At 56.6% G+C, this 18,842-nt stretch carries 18 protein-coding genes; 5 read left to right on the top strand and 13 right to left on the bottom strand.

Going from position 1 to position 18,842, the window contains the following annotated elements; all coding sequences use genetic code 11:
* Window positions 1-245 precede the first annotated feature (245 nt).
* Window positions 246-1,796 carry an acyl-CoA carboxylase subunit beta gene (locus tag INR77_RS13610; protein WP_223071558.1) on the top strand — a complete coding sequence of 517 codons (1,551 nt, stop codon included), beginning with the start codon at window positions 246-248 and terminating at the stop codon, window positions 1,794-1,796.
* On the opposite strand, the gene INR77_RS13615 is transcribed toward INR77_RS13610, so the two are convergent.
* Entirely contained in the window at window positions 1,797-3,074 is a 1,278-nt protein-coding gene (locus INR77_RS13615; RefSeq protein ID WP_255574024.1) for a multidrug effflux MFS transporter, read from the bottom strand.
* A 152-nt stretch (window positions 3,075-3,226) separates the two neighbouring features.
* On the opposite strand from INR77_RS13615, the gene dinB reads away from it, so the two are divergent.
* On the top strand, window positions 3,227-4,366 hold the full coding sequence (gene dinB / locus INR77_RS13620; RefSeq protein ID WP_223071559.1) for a DNA polymerase IV: 1,140 nt from the start codon (window positions 3,227-3,229) through the stop codon (window positions 4,364-4,366).
* Here dinB and INR77_RS13625 read toward each other — a convergent pair.
* The 4 genes from INR77_RS13625 to INR77_RS13640 form a co-directional block, all read right to left on the bottom strand.
* A complete protein-coding gene (locus tag INR77_RS13625) occupies window positions 4,348-4,857 on the bottom strand; it encodes an NUDIX domain-containing protein (RefSeq protein WP_223071560.1) in 510 nt (169 codons plus the stop codon). The genes dinB and INR77_RS13625 overlap by 19 nt on opposite strands.
* Window positions 4,845-5,465 (bottom strand): 6-phosphogluconolactonase, encoded by a 621-nt coding sequence (locus INR77_RS13630; RefSeq protein ID WP_223071561.1) that lies wholly within the window; start codon window positions 5,463-5,465, stop codon window positions 4,845-4,847. Before INR77_RS13630 ends, INR77_RS13625 begins: the two co-directional genes overlap by 13 nt.
* Window positions 5,466-5,552: 87 nt before the next feature.
* Window positions 5,553-6,014 carry a Dps family protein gene (locus tag INR77_RS13635; RefSeq protein WP_223071562.1) on the bottom strand — a complete coding sequence of 154 codons (462 nt, stop codon included), beginning with the start codon at window positions 6,012-6,014 and terminating at the stop codon, window positions 5,553-5,555.
* Between the two features lie 144 nt (window positions 6,015-6,158).
* Window positions 6,159-6,722, bottom strand: coding sequence for a hypothetical protein (locus INR77_RS13640; RefSeq protein ID WP_223071563.1), 564 nt, complete (start codon window positions 6,720-6,722; stop codon window positions 6,159-6,161).
* Between the two features lie 124 nt (window positions 6,723-6,846).
* Between INR77_RS13640 and INR77_RS13645 the strand changes: the two genes are divergently transcribed.
* The 3 genes from INR77_RS13645 to INR77_RS13655 are packed head-to-tail and all read left to right on the top strand — an operon-like array spanning window position 6,847 to window position 9,963.
* On the top strand, window positions 6,847-7,641 hold the full coding sequence (locus tag INR77_RS13645; RefSeq protein ID WP_223071564.1) for an SDR family oxidoreductase: 795 nt from the start codon (window positions 6,847-6,849) through the stop codon (window positions 7,639-7,641).
* A gap of 10 nt (window positions 7,642-7,651) precedes the next feature.
* Entirely contained in the window at window positions 7,652-8,860 is a 1,209-nt protein-coding gene (locus INR77_RS13650) for an acyl-CoA dehydrogenase family protein (RefSeq protein WP_223071565.1), read from the top strand.
* A gap of 5 nt (window positions 8,861-8,865) precedes the next feature.
* Window positions 8,866-9,963, top strand: coding sequence for an acyl-CoA dehydrogenase family protein (locus INR77_RS13655; protein WP_223071566.1), 1,098 nt, complete (start codon window positions 8,866-8,868; stop codon window positions 9,961-9,963).
* Between the two features lie 7 nt (window positions 9,964-9,970).
* On the opposite strand, the gene INR77_RS13660 is transcribed toward INR77_RS13655, so the two are convergent.
* Genes INR77_RS13660 through INR77_RS13695 form a run of 8 tightly spaced genes read right to left on the bottom strand, consistent with a single transcriptional unit; the run spans window position 9,971 to window position 18,828 of the window.
* Window positions 9,971-11,188 (bottom strand): polysaccharide biosynthesis/export family protein, encoded by a 1,218-nt coding sequence (locus INR77_RS13660; RefSeq protein WP_223071567.1) that lies wholly within the window; start codon window positions 11,186-11,188, stop codon window positions 9,971-9,973.
* A gap of 28 nt (window positions 11,189-11,216) precedes the next feature.
* A complete protein-coding gene (locus INR77_RS13665; protein ID WP_223071568.1) occupies window positions 11,217-12,500 on the bottom strand; it encodes a glycosyltransferase family 1 protein in 1,284 nt (427 codons plus the stop codon).
* 3 nt (window positions 12,501-12,503) lie between these two features.
* Window positions 12,504-13,400, bottom strand: a complete 897-nt coding sequence (locus tag INR77_RS13670; protein WP_223071569.1) for a cyclopropane-fatty-acyl-phospholipid synthase family protein — start codon at window positions 13,398-13,400, stop codon at window positions 12,504-12,506.
* Window positions 13,401-13,435: 35 nt separating this feature from the next.
* On the bottom strand, window positions 13,436-14,851 hold the full coding sequence (locus tag INR77_RS16045) for an ATP-binding cassette domain-containing protein (RefSeq protein WP_370632229.1): 1,416 nt from the start codon (window positions 14,849-14,851) through the stop codon (window positions 13,436-13,438).
* A gap of 56 nt (window positions 14,852-14,907) precedes the next feature.
* The gene (locus INR77_RS13680) at window positions 14,908-15,711 is read right to left on the bottom strand and encodes an ABC transporter permease (RefSeq protein ID WP_223071571.1); all 804 of its coding nucleotides are present in this window, start codon (window positions 15,709-15,711) and stop codon (window positions 14,908-14,910) included.
* Entirely contained in the window at window positions 15,711-16,814 is a 1,104-nt protein-coding gene (locus tag INR77_RS13685) for a hypothetical protein (protein WP_223071572.1), read from the bottom strand. The genes INR77_RS13680 and INR77_RS13685 overlap by 1 nt, the downstream gene beginning before the upstream one ends.
* Entirely contained in the window at window positions 16,808-18,061 is a 1,254-nt protein-coding gene (locus tag INR77_RS13690; RefSeq protein ID WP_223071573.1) for a glycosyltransferase family 1 protein, read from the bottom strand. Before INR77_RS13690 ends, INR77_RS13685 begins: the two co-directional genes overlap by 7 nt.
* Entirely contained in the window at window positions 18,058-18,828 is a 771-nt protein-coding gene (locus INR77_RS13695) for an NTP transferase domain-containing protein (protein WP_223071574.1), read from the bottom strand. Before INR77_RS13695 ends, INR77_RS13690 begins: the two co-directional genes overlap by 4 nt.
* Window positions 18,829-18,842: the final 14 nt, after the last annotated feature.

An 18,842-nucleotide genomic window follows, 5' to 3' on the forward strand; every position in this document is an offset into this window, starting at 1 on the left:
GGGAGGTGGCAGCGCGAAGCGCTGACGGAGGGGCGGTTTGCGCACCTGCCCCTCCACCAAACTTCGTTTGGTCCCCCTCCCCATTTTGGGGAGGAACTTTCCTGAAACCCCCTCACCTTTAGGGGAGGGGCAACGAGACTTGGCAGCTTGCTGCCTAGTCGCAGTGGGGAGGGGCCCATTTCAGGCATTGCGCACGCCGCCCCCTCCCCCTAACCCCCTCCCCTTAAAGGAGAGGGGGAACACCTGTGAGCTGGGAAAAAGAACTCGAAGAACTGCGCCAACGTGAGGCTTTCGCCGAGGAAATGGGCGGTGCGGACAAAGTCGCTCGTCAGCATTCTCGCGGCAAGATGGATGCGCGCGCGCGGCTGGACGCCATCTGCGACCCCGGTTCCTTCCGCGAAATCGGCAAGATTGCTGGCAAGGGCCACTATGACGAGAACGGCGATCTTCAGGGCGTAACCCCTGCCCCCTTCCTTTTCGGCAAGGCGACGGTAAACGGCCGCCCTGTTGTTGCCACGGCAGATGACTTCACCATTCGCGGGGGCGCGGCGGATGCCGGAATCAAACGCAAGATGGTGCAGGCCGAGCAGATGGCGCATGAGCTAAAGCTCCCCATCATCAAGATGATCGACGGCACGGGCGGGGGCGGCAGCGTCAAGACGCTCGAACAGATCGGCGCGACCTATATCCCGGCGGTTCCCGGATGGGGCGATACGGTCAAGAACCTCGACACCGTGCCTGTGGTGGCTCTGGCGCTCGGGTCCACCGCTGGCCTTGGTGCAGCACGGATCGCGGCTAGCCACTATTCGATCATGGTGCGCGGGCTTTCGCAATTGTTCGCAGCAGGTCCTGCCGTGGTCGATGGTCTGGGTGAGGCTTACAAAAGCGCAGAGGACCACCAGCAGGCCAAGGAAGAGCTTGGCGGCGTCGACATTCACACCCGCAACGGCGTCGTTGATGATGAGGTCGCAAGCGAGGCGGAGGCCTTTGCGAGGGCGCGCTATTTCCTCTCCTTCATGCCCGAACACGTGGGCCAGCTGGCTCACCGTTCTGAGTGCACCGATCCGGTGGACCGGCGCGACGAGGCCTTGTTGGATTTGGTGCCGCGCGAATCCAACAAGGTTTATTCAATGAGGCGCTGCCTTACGGCGGTGTTTGATCAACAAACTGTCTTCGAGATCGGCAAAAACTGGGGCCGCGCCGCGATCACAGCGCTCGCCCGCCTCGATGGCTGGCCCGTTGCCGTGGTGGCAAGCGATCCCAGCTATCTCGGCGGATCGTGGGAGGCGAAAACCAGCGAAAAGGTCGAGCGCTTCGTCAAACTCGCCGACCAGTTCCGCCTGCCCATCGTGCACCTGGTTGATAACCCCGGCTTTATGATCGGGCGCGAGGCGGAGATGGCGGGGACGATCCGCTATGGCGTCCAAGCGATGAACGCAATCTACCGCGCGACCGTGCCGCTCGCCAGTGTCGTCATGCGCCGCGCATACGGCATTGCGGGAAGCGCAATGAGCAATGCGGACCTTTATCAATATCGCTATTGCTGGCCGTCGGGTGACTGGGGCAGCCTTCCCATCGCAGGCGGTTTGGAAGTGGCTTACAAGTCCGAAATCGCGTCCGCCGATGACCCGCAAGCAGAGCTTGAAAAGATCAAAGAGCGCCTCAACAAGGTCACTTCGCCTTTCCGTTCAGCCGAACTTTTCAACGTCGAGGACATTATCGACCCGCGCGATACGCGGCCGCTCTTGTGCGAATTTGCAGACCTTGCCTGGCGAAAGCTTAAAGCAGACGGGTGATCAATCGCCTTCTGCGCCATATCCCTTTTCTGGTTCTGGCGGTCCGAACAGCTTGCCCTTCTCGCTGAACAAAACCAGCGCCAGACACACCAGCCCCGCTCCCAAAAGCGAGAGCGCGAGCGGCTGCGCGGTGCCATCATAGGCATAGCCAACCGCCGCGCCTAAAACCGCCGCAAGGGTCAGTCGCACAAAGCCGTGCACACTGCTTGCCGCCCCGGCGATTGAGAAGAACGGGTTCATCGCAATCGAGCCAAAGTTTGACCCGATGAAGCCCAACAGCATCATATTGATCGCCATCAGCGGCACGAATTGCCACAATTTCTCTTCCGGTTGGAAAGCGAAGTAAACCTGAACCGAAGCGACCGCGATAAAGGCGAAAACAGCCGTATGGCTTACCCTGCGCGCGCCAAAGCGTTCAACGATGCGCGAATTGGACCAACTGGCCAGAGCCATGGAGCCCGCGCACACGCCAAAGACAATCGGGAAGAGATCGGGTGCACCGAACCCTTCGCTGATCAATTGCTGCGAGGAATTGATGAAGCCGAACAGAGCGCCAAAAACGATGCCGCCGCCAAACACGTATCCCACAACGCTGGGGAGGCTCAATGCGCGGCCCATATTGCGAGCGATGACGCCGGGGCGGATTTCCTGTCGATTTTCTGGCGTAAGACTTTCCGGCAGGCGGAAATAAACCCAGGTGCCAACAATTACGCCCTGCACTGCCATAGCCAAGAAAATCGCGCGCCAATCGGCGAAGAGCAAGATGACCTCACCAATGCTGGGCGCAATGGCCGGAACCATAAGGAAGATGACGAAGATAAGGCTCATCATGCGCGCCATCTTGTCCCCGCCCACCCGGTCGCGGATGATTGCAGGAGGCAGTGCGACAATGCCAGCGCCGAAGAAGCCTTGCGCGGCTCGAACAGCGACAAGCGCTTCAAACGAAGTCACTGCAGCACTGGCAAGCGAAAGCGCGATGTAGACCGCAATCGATCCCATCAAGATCGGTCGCCGCCCGAATCTATCCGCTAACGCGCCGGGCACAAGCGCGCCAATGCCAGCTGTCAGAAGGTATACACCCACAATAAACTGGCGGTCATTGCCCTCAATGGACAGCGAGGCTGCCACATCGTCCAAGGCAGGCAGAATCGCATCAATGCCAAAAGCTTGAAGTGCCATCAGCAGTGCCATCATCCAGATAAGCTCGGTTTCACCAATCGCATTGATCGCGCGTTTGGGCCGCTTTGGTTGGGTGGAAGGAGAGGCAGAACCATGCATATCTGGCTCTTTGCCCGCAGCTTCGCCCGTTGGCCACACTTCATTTCGCATATGCACAAAATGGGTGGGCCATCCCTTGGTTCCCGGCGCTTCGTTCCTGAGGCATTCAGCCATGCTTTCTTCACAGACGCAAAGCAGCTATTTCGAAGCCGATGGCTGAAAACGCACAAGACGGCGAAGAGCTGCCCGATGAGGTAAGCGGTCTGAGGAAGATCATCCACGTCGATATGGACGCGTTCTTTGCGAGCGTTGAGCAGCGTGACAATCCAGAATTGCGCGGCAAGCCGGTGGCCGTGGGCGGCTCTGGCGGACGCGGCGTCGTGGCAGCGGCAAGTTATGAGGCGCGCAAATTCGGAGTGAGGAGCGCTATGCCCTCTGTCACAGCCAAACGGCTTTGCCCCGACCTTATCTTTGTGCGCCATCGTTTTGACGCGTACAAAGAGGCCAGCCGGCAGATCCGAGCGATTTTCGAGCACCATACGCCCCTTGTGGAGCCGCTGAGCCTTGATGAGGCGTATCTCGATGTGACCGAGGATAGGCTTGGGATTGGTTCGGCAACGCGTATCGCGGGGCTGATCCGGCAGGAGATTCGCGCCAAGACCAAGCTAACCGCAAGCGCGGGTGTCTCTTACAACAAATTTCTCGCCAAAATTGCGAGCGATCAGAACAAACCCGACGGGATGTGTGTGATCCGTCCCGGCGAAGGCGCAGATTTCGTCGCTGGTCTGCCGATTCGGCGCTTTCACGGGGTGGGGCCCAAGGCCGAGGAAAAGATGAAGCGATTGGGGATTGAGACGGGCGCTGATCTTGCGACCAAGGACATCGCCTTTCTTCGAAGCCATTTCGGCAGCTTCGCCGATTATCTCTATCGCGCGGCTCGCGGGATCGATTTGCGCCCCGTGCGCGCGCATCGGGTGCGAAAATCCGTCGGTGGTGAGCGGACGTTTAGCGAAGATATTTCAAGCGGGTCGGCACTTCGCGAAACGCTTGAAAACATCATCGAGATTGTATGGGGACGGATTGAAAGCGCCAGCTCGCGCGAAAGGCGCGTGCGCGGGCGCACAGTCACGCTGAAGGTCAAATACAACAATTTTCAGATTATGACCCGGGCGAAGTCCGTCACCCACTGGATTGGGGACAAAGCTGAGTTTGCGCGTCTGGGCCGCGAATTGCTCGAAGAGGCGCTGCCCCTGCCCATGCCGATCCGCTTGATGGGGCTGACGCTTTCCAATCTCGACCGGGGCGAGGAGCCTCCCCCCAACGAGGACAGCGCTCAGCTTTCCTTGCTCTGAACCTTCCACGCCTCCCACATGGCGAGGCGCTTGGGCACATTGCGGGTAAGCAATTCGGGCAAGGCATGGGGCGCAAAGAACCGAGCTTCCAGGATTTCGCGCCCGTCTGGTTTGGGTTGCTGGGTCACCTCAACTGTAAACACGTGAGAGGTGTGCGGCGATCCTGACAGCGTCTCGTTAAGAACACCGAGCGGCTTCAATTGCGCGGTATCAAGCCTCACTTCTTCCACCAATTCACGCCGCGCACAATCGTGTGGATCTTCCCCAGCTGCCATGCCACCACCGGGTAGCCCCCACGCCTTGGGGCCATAGGAATGGCGCAGCAGCATCACTTCGCCCGCCGGATTGGTGACAATCACACTGATCCCGGAAATGGGAGTTTTGCGCCATTTGCGCCAACGGTGGCGGACCTTGTGAGCGAGCTGCAAAAGAGCCCGGTGGAGCGGAGCTGGCAAGACCCTCTCAGCAGATTTCTCAATCAGGTGAAGCATACCACGTCTTGCGTAGCGGCAGTCAAAATCCGCGCGATGGGCAGGTCATGCTCTCCCGCCATAGCGGCCTTGAACACGCTCAGCTTGTCATTGCCGCGGATCACAAACATCAACGCATCGCTGTTGACCAGTGCCGGGATCGTTAGAGTGATCCGGTCAAAGGGAGCCTCTGGCGGAAGGGGATCGGGAGTGAGCCGGCGCACCATTTGCGGGTCGTCCACCTGAGGATCGGTGTTGGGAAAGAGCGATGCGATATGCCCATCGCCGCCCATCCCCATCCAGCACAGCGTGAAACGCGGGGGGCTAGCATCCTCGCCGAGCGTCACAACGCGCGCTCCCGCAGGCTCGAATATCGCGCGGATTTTGCCCGTGTTGGACGCGTCGTGATCTTCCGGCACAATCCGGTCATCTCCCGGCCACACAGCCACACGCGACCAATCGAGCGGGGCCTTCACCAACTCCTCAAATATCGGAAAAGGGGTGGAGCCGCCGGGCACGCTGATCGCAATCTCGCTCTTGGTGCGCGTCAAAGCCTCGCCAAGTTTGCCCGCAATCCATTGCGCGATTTCATTCGCGCTCTGTCCGTTTTTCAAGGTCACATTGATCATGCCCGCAAGCATAGCAAAAGAGCCGCTCCCGCCAAACGGAAACGGCCCTTTTGAATTATGAATAGGTTTTCAAGACCTTCGTTGCTGTTAGCCGAGTACCGAATTCAGGAACCATACGCGTTCCTCTGCCATGTCGGTCCAATCATCGATCATGCCATCGGTCGCGTTGTCGCCTGCTGCCTCTGCCGTGGCCTTCATCGACTTCAGGCGCTCGACCATCGCCTTGTTATCGTCGCGCAGTTTCACGACCATTTCCTCGGCGGTGAGGTCGGTGTTGTCTTCGTCCTTCACCTGCGTGTGCTGCGTGATCATGCCGAGCGAGGTGATTGTATCGCCGCCAATTTTCCGGGCACGCTCACCGATATCGTCGATCTGGTCGCGAATTTCGATGGCTTGTTCGTCAAACAGGACGTGCAAATCGCGAAAACGCGGGCCCTTCACGTGCCAGTGGAAGTTCTTGGTCTTCACGTAAAGCGCGAAGTGATCGGCCAGCAGGGCGTTGATTTCTGATACCATTTGGGTGGTTTGTGAATTGTTGGGGTCAAGCATAGCTTTCCTCCTTAAATTTGCTTCGGGCGCCAAAAGCTCGAGACATTCGAGGAACGTGCGCCGTTCGATGCGTTCACTTAACCAACGGACAGACCCCGCTAATCGTTTCGAGAAATTCAAATTCGCAGTGATCGTGCAAAGCGATCACAGAAACATGAAACGTGCGTTCAATCCGATCACAACACCCGCAATAATCATACAAACACCCAAAGCAAACCGGATCGCACGAAGGGGTAGTTTATTCAGCGCTTCCACGCCCAACGACCAGCCAAGCACGACGGATGCGACACCAGCCATTGCCCCTCCGATGAGAGCAGTGGTTGGATAGACCGCCCATGCGGCAAGCGCGAAAATGGCAAAGCGGGCTGCATCCTGCATCTGGCGAAAAACCAGCACTGCGCCGATCGCGACATAGGAGCGGGTGGGCTCCTTCATCGGCTTAACCTTGACCGGCCAGAACAATTCCACCGCGCCCGCGATAAGCGCAAAAGCGACAAGCATTTCAGCGGCCCGCCGAGGGAGGATCGAGGCGATAGTCGCGCCCGCATAGGCCATCACCGCCGCCGTCGCCACGGCACAAGAAATGGCGATGATGAGAAGCGGCCCATTACGATCAGTAGCGCTCGAAAACTGCGCGACAATCATCTGCTCACGCCCACCAAGCGCAATCACGAAGGTCAGGATCAAGGCGAGAAGAAAAGCGTCCATCGCCTTCCTCTAGCACGCGCTTTCACGCTGGCCAGCCACAGCCTTTAGAACAATAGCAAATTGAAACCTAGCGCAAGCGCGCAAAGCGGGTTAGCCTGAGTGCAAAGAGAGATGAGGAGAGGACATGAAACTTCAGCAAGGTATGGCCGCAGTGGTCACGGGCGGCGCATCTGGACTTGGCCGGGCGAGCGCTGCGGCGCTGGCGCAGGCCGGGCTTAAAGTCGCGATATTCGACATCAATGACGAGGCAGGCGAAGAGCACGCAGCGGCGATTGGCGGCACCTTCCACCATGTCGATATTATGGACGAAGAAAGCGTCGAAGCAGGCTTTGCCGCCGCTCGCGCTGCCAATGGTCAGGAGCGCGTCACCGTCCACTGCGCAATGGCGTCCAAGCGCGGCAAGACTATCGGCTTCGACAAGGCAACCGGTGGCTACAAGCGCCTTTCGACCGAAGATTATGCCTTTGGAGCGGAAGGCATTCTGATCGCCAGTTACCGCGTCGCCAGCATTTCGGCACTCGGCATGGCGAACGCAGAGCCCCTGAACGAGGATGGCGAGCGTGGTTCGATCACTCTCACCGCAAGCGTCGCGGCGCAGGATGGGCAGATCGGGCAAGTCATCTATGGCTCGTGCAAGTCGGGCGTGAACGGCCTGGTGCTTCCGATGGCCCGCGATTTGATGGATTTGGGCATCAGAGTGAACTCGGTCATGCCGGGTATTTTTGCCACGCCGCTGATGCTCGGGATGAAGGACCGCAACCCGCAAATGTGGGACCAATTGAACGCCTCTGTCCCCTTCCCCAAGCGTCTGGGGGAACCTGAAGAGTTTGCCTCACTCATCTGCGAGATCGCGCGCAATTCTTATATCAATGGCCACCAGTTCCGGTTGGATGGCGCAATCCGGATGCCCCCGAAATAGAGGCGAACCAATGAACGTCGAATTCTCACCAGAACTCGAAGCCTTCCGCGCGGAAGTCGCCGAGTTTTTCGCCACCGCTCCAACACCTGCCATCCGCGAGGCGGGGCGCAAGACCACCAGCGTTTTTGCCCCCTTCGATCAGTGCATGGAATGGCACAAAATTCTTGCCAAAAAAGGCTGGGCAGCGCCGCATTGGCCGGTCGAATATGGTGGCACGGGGTGGAGCGTGGAGCAGCGCTTTATCTTTGCCGAAGAGTATCGGAAGGCCGATTTGCCTCCGCTTTTGCCGCAAAGCCTTGGCATGGTGGGGCCGCTCCTGATCGACATCGGAACAGAGGAGCAGAAGGCGAAGTATCTTTCCCCGATCTTGGCGGGTGAGGATTTTTGGGCGCAGGGGTATTCGGAGCCGGGGTCCGGGTCTGACCTTGCCTCGCTGCAATGCCGCGCTGAGCCAGATGGCGATGATTACATCATCAACGGCTCCAAAATCTGGACCACTTATGCCCACCACGCGAACCGGATGTTCATGCTGGTGCGCACTGACAATTCGGGCAAGAAACAGCAGGGCATCACCTTCCTCCTGCTCGACCGGGTGGATTATCCGGGCATGGAAATCCGCCCTATCGTCGGCCTCGATGGTGTGCCTGAGCAATGCGAAGTGTTTTTCGACAACGTGCGCGTACCCCAATCTGGCCGCGTGGGCGAGGAGAATGATGGGTGGAGCGTTGCCAAGCATTTGCTCAAACACGAACGCGGCGGCTCTGCGTCCTCGCCAACGCTGGTGCATTATCTCGACCGCGCAAAAGAGGCGGCGGCGAAAACCCCCTCGCCCTTTGGCGGAATGCTCGCAGATGATCCGGTTTTCCAGAGCGAATTTGGCGAGCTTCACGCCGATGTCGCAAGCCTTGGCCACATGGAAAAACTTGCGATCAGCGGCCATCCGATTGCCAACGACCCCGCTTTCCCGTCGCTCAACAAGACAATCAATTCCGAACTTCTGCAGCGCGCCTCGACCTTGATGAGCAAAGTGTCCGGCGTGGGCGGGCTCGCTCGGCAGTTGGAAGCGCTACGCGTTGGATCAAATGTCGAACCTCTAGGCAGCGAGTTCGATCTCATCTCGATGCCGCTGTACCTCAACAGCCGCGCCGCCTCGATCTATGCTGGTTCGAATGAGGTTCAGCGTGACCTCATTTCGCGCAGTCTTGCAGCAGGAGTGTAAGGACAATGGATTTCAGCTTCTCTCAAGAACAGGAAATGCTGCGTGAAAGCGTCGCAAAGCTGCTGACGCGCAAATACGATTTCGACACCCGGCAAGCGCTCGTCGCTTCCGATGCGCCGTGGTCTGCCGATGTTTGGACGGATTTTGCCGAACTCGGCCTCACGCTGCTGCCTTTCAGCGAAGAGCACGGCGGGCTTGGCGGCTCCATTGCCGACCTCGTCGCCTTCGCAGGGTCTTTGGGTGAATATCTGGTCGTGGAACCCTATGTCGCCTCGACGGTGCTCGCAGGCGGCGCTTTAGCGGAAAGTGGAACAGCAGAGGCGCTTGAATGGGTCGAGAAACTTGGCAGCGGCGAGGCGATTGTCGCCTTCGCTTATGAGGAGGGCAATGGCACCGCCACGTCTGAACAAATCTCCATGCAGGTTGAGGTTGCCGGCGGCCAAGCCACCCTCAACGGCGAAAAAACGCTTGTGATAGCAGGCGATGATGCCGACGCGCTGCTGGTGGTCGCGAGGGCGACTGACACGGGTAAACTTGGCTTCTACCTCGTCGAGAAGGGCACAAGCGGGCTTACAACGCGCCCCTACAAAACCATAGACGGGCGTGCGGCGGCGACCGTGCGTTTTGACGCGGTGCCCGCCACCGTCTTGCTCGAAGATGCAGGCGATGCACTCGACGCGATCCTTGCGAAAGCCATCATCGTACAATGTGCGGAAGGCTTGGGCGCGATGAAGGCGCTTCTCAATCTGACCAGCGAATATGCCATGACCCGCAAGCAATTCGGCCAGCCTATCGGGGCATTCCAAGTTGTTGCTCACAGGCTGGCGGATATGAAAATCGCTTATACTAAGGCGCTCTCGACACTCACCTACACCGCCGCGCTTGCCAATTCGGGCGCAGCGACGCCGCGCGATATTGCGACGCTCAAAGGGCAAATGGGTAAGCTCGGCCGCGAAATCGGCGAGGCTGCAATCCAGACGCACGGCGGGGTCGGCATGACCGATGAACTCAGCGTCAGCCATTATCACAAGCGCATCCTGGCGCTTGATACCGCTTTTGGCGGTTATCAATACCACCTGCGCCGTGTTGGACAGATGGCGTAAAGCGCGCTTAGTTATTGTTGGTCGACAGCGCGTTGGTAATCCCGATTACTGAGAACGCTGCGCTTGAGATGGTCGAGACAAAGCGCTGGAGATCAGCACCCGGCGCAGTCGAGACATAGAGCACGTCATCATCTCTGATCGCAAAATCCTGCATCGCAAAAAGGCTCGCCGGATCAGACAGGTTCAAACGATAAATGACTGGCACGCGTCCGTCTGCGGTCATATTGACGCCCGGATCGAGATCATCTCCGAAGGCCTCACGGTCTTCTAGACGAAAGACAAAAACACCCTTCACATCTGCGCGTCCATCATTGAGCCCACCCACTCGACCTAGAGCCTGAGCCAAAGACAATCCCGACCCATCAAACGGCACCTCTGCGCTTTGGCGAACCGCACCAAGTGCGACGAAGCTGAAGGGTTGGAACAGAACCGTGACCACATCATCGGGCAGGAGTTTCACGTTCTGATCAGCGTCAGTGACCACACGGCTCAAAGGCATCGCTACGACTTTGTTTCCTCGGGTAATCTGGACGATCGAACGATCGACAGGGTTACGTGTGCCACCAGCACTCGCCAAAGCATCAAGAACCCGCTCCCCGCGCGCGCTCAACGGCATCCGCTTCGACTGGGCAACCTCTCCCAGAACCGTCACCGTGGTCTCATTGCGAACAAGGCGTACGATTGCCTGCGGGTCATGCGCCCTACCGCGAAGGCTGCGTACAATGGCGCGTTCAACATCGCTGACCTTGCGCCCGATAACATTGATCGGGCCAACAAAAGGCACCGAAACGGTGCCATCTTCACCGACAACCTGTTGCGGAACACTGGAAAAGGCCCCCGCCTGCGGAGCGAGTCCGGTACCCGCAGCGGCAACGCCCCCGCCGAACAGAACGGCAGGTGGAGCCTCCCATATCCCGATATCAAGAACATCGCCGTAGCCAATGAGTTCGACCGATGGTGTGGGTTCTGTGAACACCTCAGCAAATTCAAAGGAGCGGCCATATTGATCGAGCCGGGCAAGTGCGCGCCCGTCGAGTTCGACGATTTCGATACCTTTGCCCTCATAGCTTTCGCTATCGGCACTACGGATGTTGCCACCAGAAGGGCCTGCCGCGCCCAAAGATGAGCAGCCGGTCACAAGCACGGCAAGCATCACAGCAAGAGCTATCTTAAGCCCCCCGCGTCGAGCGTCGTCGTATCTATCGCCCAGTGGCTTCGTATTCATTTCACTAATTCCAATTTTGAACGCGTTCTTACAGCAATTTTCGATAAAGCGCATCAAGACGCTTGCGATAGGCTGCGGGTGAAAACAGCTCCGCTTGAGCTTTGCCTTTGACGATCAGTTCCGCGCGCAAACCGTCATCCGTCTCCATCTGGCTAAAAGCCCCGGCAATCGCTTTTGAATCGTACGGATCCACCTGAAGTCCTGCATCGCCGATGACCTCTGGCAAAGACCCGGTGTTAGAGCCGATCACTGGTGTCCCGAGCAACATTGCCTCTAAAGCAGGGAGTCCGAAACCTTCGTAGAGTGAGGGGAAAATCGCAGCTTTTGCCCCTCTGATCAAATTGACGAGCGTTCCCTGTGGACAATAGGAAAGCTGGATGATGCGCGATTTGCCGCGCCCCGCAGCTTCAGTCACCAACCGCAGTTCCTCCTCCGACTTCCACGCTCTTGCCCCAACAATTACGAGTGAGGCTTCTGCCCCGCTTGCGAGATAGCCCTCAATCATGCGGTGGATGTTCTTCTTGGGCTCGATGGAGCCCCAGAAAAGCGAATAGTCTTTATACCCCACATCAAAGCCACCCTCGACGATGCGCTGAACCTCTTCATCGCTGAATTTCAGAGCATCATCGGGAATGGCAACCGATTGATAAGTATTGGTGACCCTTTCTTCCGGGATGCCAAGCAGGTCAATTATGTCCCGTTTAGAACACTCAGACACCGTGACGATATGATCAGCACGGCTCGCAATCTGCTTCACAAGCTTCAGATAGGCACGTTTATTATCAAGCGTAGTGTATGGCAGGCGCAGGGGAACCAGATCATGCATGGTGTAGATATTGGCAGCGCCCTTCGCCTCAATCGGAAGCGGGTAAGTCCAATGCGCGAGATCTATATTCGCTGGCATATGCACTTTGGAAAATCCACGCCCAACAGCGAAACCAGCATTTGCGCGGTGGAACAAATCCTCGCCATTAAAGATGCGATCGCATATCGGCAGGCGCCCCGCAAAAGGGTGGGGCACTACCTTTCCCGATAGATCAAGCTCGCGAGGGGTTAAGTCAAAAGGGCTTCGCGAACCATTTTTGAGCGCGCGGATGACCTTGCCAAATTTGCTTTTGGGCAGTTCAACCGGGTCGAAAAAAGCGATCTCGCGCAGAAGGGGATCGTCGCCTTCAGCAATTCGCTCTCCGTAAAGGACCGACACTTCATGCCCCAGGCCCGATACCTCTGTGCACAGGTTGCGCGCATAGGTCGCAATCCCGGTCCCCTTCGCCATGGCAAGGTTGTAACCGTCGATGAGGACCGAAGGCATCGTCTAATCCGCCTTACGAACCATGATGCCGAAGCTCGTCGTCGTCCATTCAGCAATTTGAAGTTTGAGATGCGGCTCCTGCGTGTAGGGCGGCACATCGATGTGCTGGTCCGCAGGCTGATCGCCAGTGCCGAAGTTAAACGAGACCTTGTGCCCTTTGCGCGCGAGATATTTGCCCAATTTCTCAAAATCGCGACGACGAAAAAGCACAGTCGACGTATTGTCGAGCGTCGTGGTGTTTGACGAGCAGTTGTACTCGGTCGTGTGCACAGCCAGTCCTCCAGGGCGCAAGCAAGCAATCGAATTCTCAATAAATTGCAGTCCCTTGTCGATTGAGCCAAGATGCTCAAGCGCGCACGCGGACCAGCAAAAATCAAACTTGCCAGCCGTATCGGGGGCTATCGCGTTCATATCCATTGACCGGAATGAGACCAGCCGTTCGAATTCTTCTGGAGAACAAATCCCGCGGTTATTCATCGCGTTCTTGCTGGCCGCGTGTTGATTTGTCTCAATCCAACCAAGACCCTCCGCGTGCTCAGGATCAAGGTCAGTGCCGAGAACTCGCACACCCATCTTCGCAAATAAAGCGGGCAAAGGCTCCCCCCCAACGCCAAAGCCAATGCCAGAGCGTCCGGGCTTCAACATGTCATGGAGAGACAGGCATTGGACAATATAGACGAATTCCCATTGTTTGCGATGGAGCCAGGGTTTCTCCTTTAACTTGGCGCAATGCTGCGCGTAGATTTCAGATCCCATCTGAGTTTGCGTACACGCCTGAGACACAGGTGCCTCGAGTGTGGGCGTGCCTTCGACAACGCTATAGCCAGAGGGGTTCTTGTCGAAACCCAGCTCTCCAATCCAATGACGCAGTTTGTATAGTCGATCTGTAATCATAACCATCAAAGGAGCTGCGCTAACGCGCGCTCACAATTCCTTTAGGCAAAGCGCTCTTGTAAAGCGGCTTGTGTTTTTGGCCATTTTGCGAACCCCCCGCTCGCAATCAGAACTGGAAGCGCATCACTCATGGTCTCAATCATACGAGCCACTCTGCGGATACCCTTTTCACGTTTTTCAACCTCGGCAATTGTCACTAGGCTGCTCACCCAAGGCTCCGGACTTCTGGTCGCCTTTCCGCTTGAAATGATTTGTTTTCCAAGAGCTTTAGGATCGTCGCTCGACTTGAGCCATTGCTGGTGCATCTGAGCAAACCGATCATCCTTGATCATTCCCGCAAGGCATCCATCAAGGTCTTCGTATTCTCGCATCAAATGCATAAGATCGCGGCGCTCAAGTTCCTTTACACCCCATGCTGCGCGTCCAAAGATCGCGACATCGGGTATGCTCAAAGGCTGTGCGTGGGTAGGGCCTGAATTGAGGCCTTTTAACGGTTTGTCTGCGGGAAAGCGATCAAGCTGCTTCAATACGAAGGTCATGAACTCTTCGGTTTCGCCTACAGACTGTCCCAAAGCGCAACTTGTACGATACCCTATTTCAGCGAGTTCGTAGTCGCCCGCCTCTTTCACGGCATGGGCCCATTGGTTCCAATAGACGCCATTGTAAGGGAAAATTTCAAAGGCTTTTTCAAAGACTTTACGAGCCTCTTCCCACCGCTTGGCTTGCATTGAAATGTCGGCCTCGAGCACAAGGTTGAGAAACTTCTCGTCGTGCAGCGCGGTGGAATTGGTAACCTCGATGATTTGCTTGCGCGAGGTGGCTGCCAATTCCGGCTTATGTGCTGCGAGAACTTGCTTGTCTGCGATACCGATTTTGGAGCGGAACTCGCTATAAGCTTCTTCGAAATCATCGTATATTTTGAGCTGGGCATCATGCAGCAACGCAAATTTATTGCAGTTATTACTGATGTAGCTGACATTGTGAGATACGATGATCATTGCGCGATCCGCGCGCCGCTCAAACAACTCGTAATTGCACCGCGCGTGAAAACGGGCATCGCCCACTGCGCTAACTTCATCGATGAGAAAACAATCAAACTCGGTGATCATAGAGATTGCGAATGCGAGCCTTGCGCGCATTCCCGAAGAATAGGTACGCACTTCCTCGCGTAGATATTGACCGAGTTCCGAAAAGTCTTCGACGAAGGCAAGATTTTTTTCGAAATCTTGATCGTAAATGCGACTGATGAAGCGGACATTGTCAATGCCCGTAAGATTTTCCTGAAACGCACCGCCAAACGCCAGCGGCCACGAAACACTCATATCAGTAATAACCCGGCCGCTGGTTGGAAATTCTGCTCCGCTTATCAGGCGAATAAGTGTAGATTTGCCAGCCCCGTTGCGTCCCAAAATGCCGAGCTTTTCGCCCTTCTGCAGCTCAAAATTGAGGTTCTCCAAAACCAGTTTTTCGCCGAAGCGCGTAGGATATTTTTTGTATAGATTTTCAACCCTGATCATCCCGGCACCACCCGGCGCGAAATGTAGCGCAAGAAGAGAAGCGCAGCGACCGACAAAACTAGGTTGAAGACAATAAGATAAGACAGGTCGTAGATTGATGTAATCTTCGACCCAAAATACCCTTCCCGTATGAATTCGACCGCGTGAACCATCGGCAAAATAAGTACAATTTCTTGAAAGTTTCTCGGCAGCGCTGACACCAGAAAAGCCGCACCCGAAAGGGGAAACATAAGGTATGAAAACGGGTGCCAGAACTTATCGACCAGCTCACTCAGATAAGACAAGGAGCCAATCAATATCGCCAGAGCAGAGCCAAACCAAGTAAGCAGCAACCAACCGCCGATGACAATAAGAATATCCTCAGGCGGTGCTATCCACTCGATCGCAATGAAAACGACACTCAACAAGAGAAAGGAAATAGACGCACCGCCAGCTTCGAGCAGGACGCGAGCAAGGTAGATGTCCAACGGCTTGATGTTGCGATGATAAAGCAATGAAGAGCTCGCTCTGATCGCACCAATCGTGCGCCCCGGCATATTGCGCCACAAAAGCACGGATGAATAACCGCTAAGCGCAAACGCCGCGATAGGAAGGTCACTGCCGTGAAAACTTTTGGTCGCGGTCCAAAGCGCTGTAACGCCAAGGGTGAACAGCATGGGCTCAACAAACAGCCACAGAAAGCCGATATTGTGACGCCCGTAACGAGTGATGACCTCACGGATCAGCAGCGCGCCAAGGACCCGCCCCTGCACCGCGAAACTCTCTTTAAGAGAAGTATTCTTGAGCGCGCCAGAAGACATTAGTCACGGTGCTCGCGAACGCCGATCATCAACATCGACAATACGCCCCAAGTGAGCAAACCAAGCACAAAGGTCGCAAAGATGCTGCGGATACGCCGCGGTTCAGCAGCAAAATCCGGCAGGCTTGGGTCCGATATGCGCTCGATGTAGGTACTCTTTCGACGAGCTTCAGCTTGTGCTTCTTGTAATGAGGCCAGAGCAATAGCAAGCTGCTGTTCCGCAAATTCAGAATTTGCAGCCAACTCTTGGTAGCGCACCATCGAAGCAGACAGTGACCCCTGCCCACTCGTCAGATCTTTTCGCGTCTGCTCTATTTCACTTTCAAGCTGGCGAACTTGAGTGCGCAAAAACGGGATCTGAGAAGCATTTGGGGTGTAGGTTTGCAACTGCCTCAACTGGGTTTTGGCTGAAATCAGCTGATCTTGAAGCTTTCCGACCATCTGAAGGCCGACCAAAGATTCCTGTGTGGGATCTACAATCTGCTCTGCCCCTCTAAACTGCGCCAATTCGATGCGAGCAGACCGCGCGTTATCCGTCGCCTCTTCCACTTGCTGCTTTGCCAGAGCAATAGTGTCATCACGCGAGCGTTCCGAAAGGCTGTTCACCAAATCTTCTGATTGCATGAGAAGGCGAGAGTTGATTTCCTGTGCTTCAGAAGGATCAAAAGCACTGACCCGCAATGTCATCACTTGTCCCGAGAGACCTTCGGCGATGCCAACCTTGCCGAGAAAATACTCAAAAAGTTGCTCTTGGCTTTCCCCCCAAAGGGTGCCGAACCGATCAAAGAAGAAAATGTCCGAGCCTGTATAAGCCTCTACGATGAAGCCATCTTCATTTGCCTCGGCGAGCGCGCGTCGAGAGCGGATATATTCGGTAACAGTTCCATTGCCTTCAGCCCCGCCACCGCCGCCTCCCAGCCCCGCCTGACCCAAAGCGGCCGCAATCGGAGATACAGACTTCTGCGACGGGTTGCGCACGACAAATCGAGATTCAGAAATGTAGACGTCATTCGCCAACACCCCAAAATACAAGATCGAGATCAGAGTGGGAAGGATAACTGTGAAGATAAACAGTGGGTTGATCGATTTTAGACGGTCTAACACTCGACTTCGATTCTCTCATTTTGCGCCTGGGGCACAGTTTTCAACCGATCCAGCCAAGGATCAAGGATTGCAAAATGTGACGTCCAGGTCGGGGGCTCAAAACGCCCCATCATTTCAAGCTGCCGATCACGTTCGTCATCAGCGAAAGCAAAGCGCCCAATGGCCCGCTTCCAACCCGCTTCATCGTTGATATTGAGCAAGAAAGCTATCCCCTGTCCGATTTCGCGGAAACTTGGAATGTCGTTTGCGATAACCGGCACGCCCATTTGGAGCGCTTCGATCACTGGAAGGCCATAACCTTCTGCGTGGCTCGGCATCAACAAAGCGCGCGCACCTTTGATCAGGCGCGCAGCTTCGGCATCGGTGGCATTGGTTCTGAAGGTGACAAGATCCTGAAGGTCGCGGTTTGCATAATAGGCGTCGAATATTTCGCGCGCCTCGCGCCCCTCTTGGCCAATGATCACGAGCTTGGGGCAGCCTTTGCCAAAATCCTTGGCGAGTTCCCCCCACACCCTCAATAACATCCGATAATTCTTGCGTCGCTCGATCGTGCCCAGACACACGAAATAGGGTGTTTGATCAGACAGTGCCAGATGATCGTCGTGAGCGGCATCCAGAGCGATCACCGCGTCTGCTGGCTCTTGTGTCGGCACCTGGCAAATCTGGCCGCCAGCCAGCGGCGCAACCACCACCGGGGGCACATCCAACGCACGTTTGCGGGCAAAGCTGCGCAATTCCATTTCGGTTGCGCGCGTGTTCACAATCACGCCCGCCCCATGCCAGATCGCTCCGCGCACTCGTCCCAAGTGGCGCTTGACCGCATGAGCGCTGGTTAACCGAGGATGGGTTAAGGGTATGAGATCATGCAAGAAATAAACCGCACGAAGGTTGCATTCTTCAACCCAGCGATGATGAGAGGGCAGGTCGAAATCGGTGTGACTGGTGTTGATATAAAGCGCGCCATTACCCTCAATGCGCGATGGTGCAAGCGGGAGAATGAGCGATGCAAACCGCAGCACTTCAAGCCGGATATTTTCGCCCGGCTCAAGCAGCATAGAGAACAGCTTGCGCGAATTGCCTTGATCAAGGACACGCACGATCCCGCGGTGCTGCACCACGGCGCGGGCGCGCGACTGAAAATGGCGGCAATAAGCCTCGCAAACGCGGTCAATCCCGGTCGAACGCCGCTTGGTCCAAGCGCGGCTAACCAACCGTGTTACGTCAAGAAAGATGTCCGCAAGGCTCATGCAGGCGCCACCTCGCCCCGCCCGTCAAGCAGAGCAAAACTTCCCGCCAACTGCGCCTCAGCGAGCGCGTGCGCCTTGGGATCATCGACATCCATCCACCAGGCTTGGCCGCCCTCCAGCGCGCCGATGTCGAGTGTCGCCGCACGGCCGCGATCCGCCAGCCATTGCATACCGTCAGACAAAGAGCCCGATTTGCCCTCGGCAATCGCCGCCAGGATCGCTCGTGCCAGACCGGGCCCTGCGAGAAACGCCCCGCAGTCGACCGCATCGTATTGAGAGATCTCCTTGCCGATGCTTTCGATGAAACCATCGTCGTGCATTTTCACCCATGTCGCATCATCGGGATCGATCAGCGGGCTGACGACCTGTCGATCAATCGCAAGCGTGACATCGCGTGTGGGTGACCCCGAATTGGCAAGGCCGCGCAAAATCGGAGTGGAAAGCAGGTGGTCACACATCACCAACAGATATTCGCCCGGCAGGTGCGACGCGCCCGCCACGACCGAATAGCCATTGGGTTTTTCCCAATCATCCACACGGGTGGTGAGGATTTCCACATCAAGCCGTTCGCGCAACTCAGTGACCGCCGCCTCAACCGCGTCTGCCTGATAGCCAGTGACTACGACAGCGCGGTTGACACCAGCGCTTGCCAATTGGCGTAGCGACAACTCCAGGAGCGATACGCCGTTCACGCGCGCAAGCGGCTTCGACGCTGCGATTTCGCGCAGACGGCTTCCAAAACCAGCGGCAAGAATAAGACCGTCCATTGTCGATCCTCTTG

Source organism: Erythrobacter sp. SCSIO 43205, from assembly GCF_019904235.1.
Taxonomy (GTDB): domain Bacteria; phylum Pseudomonadota; class Alphaproteobacteria; order Sphingomonadales; family Sphingomonadaceae; genus Erythrobacter.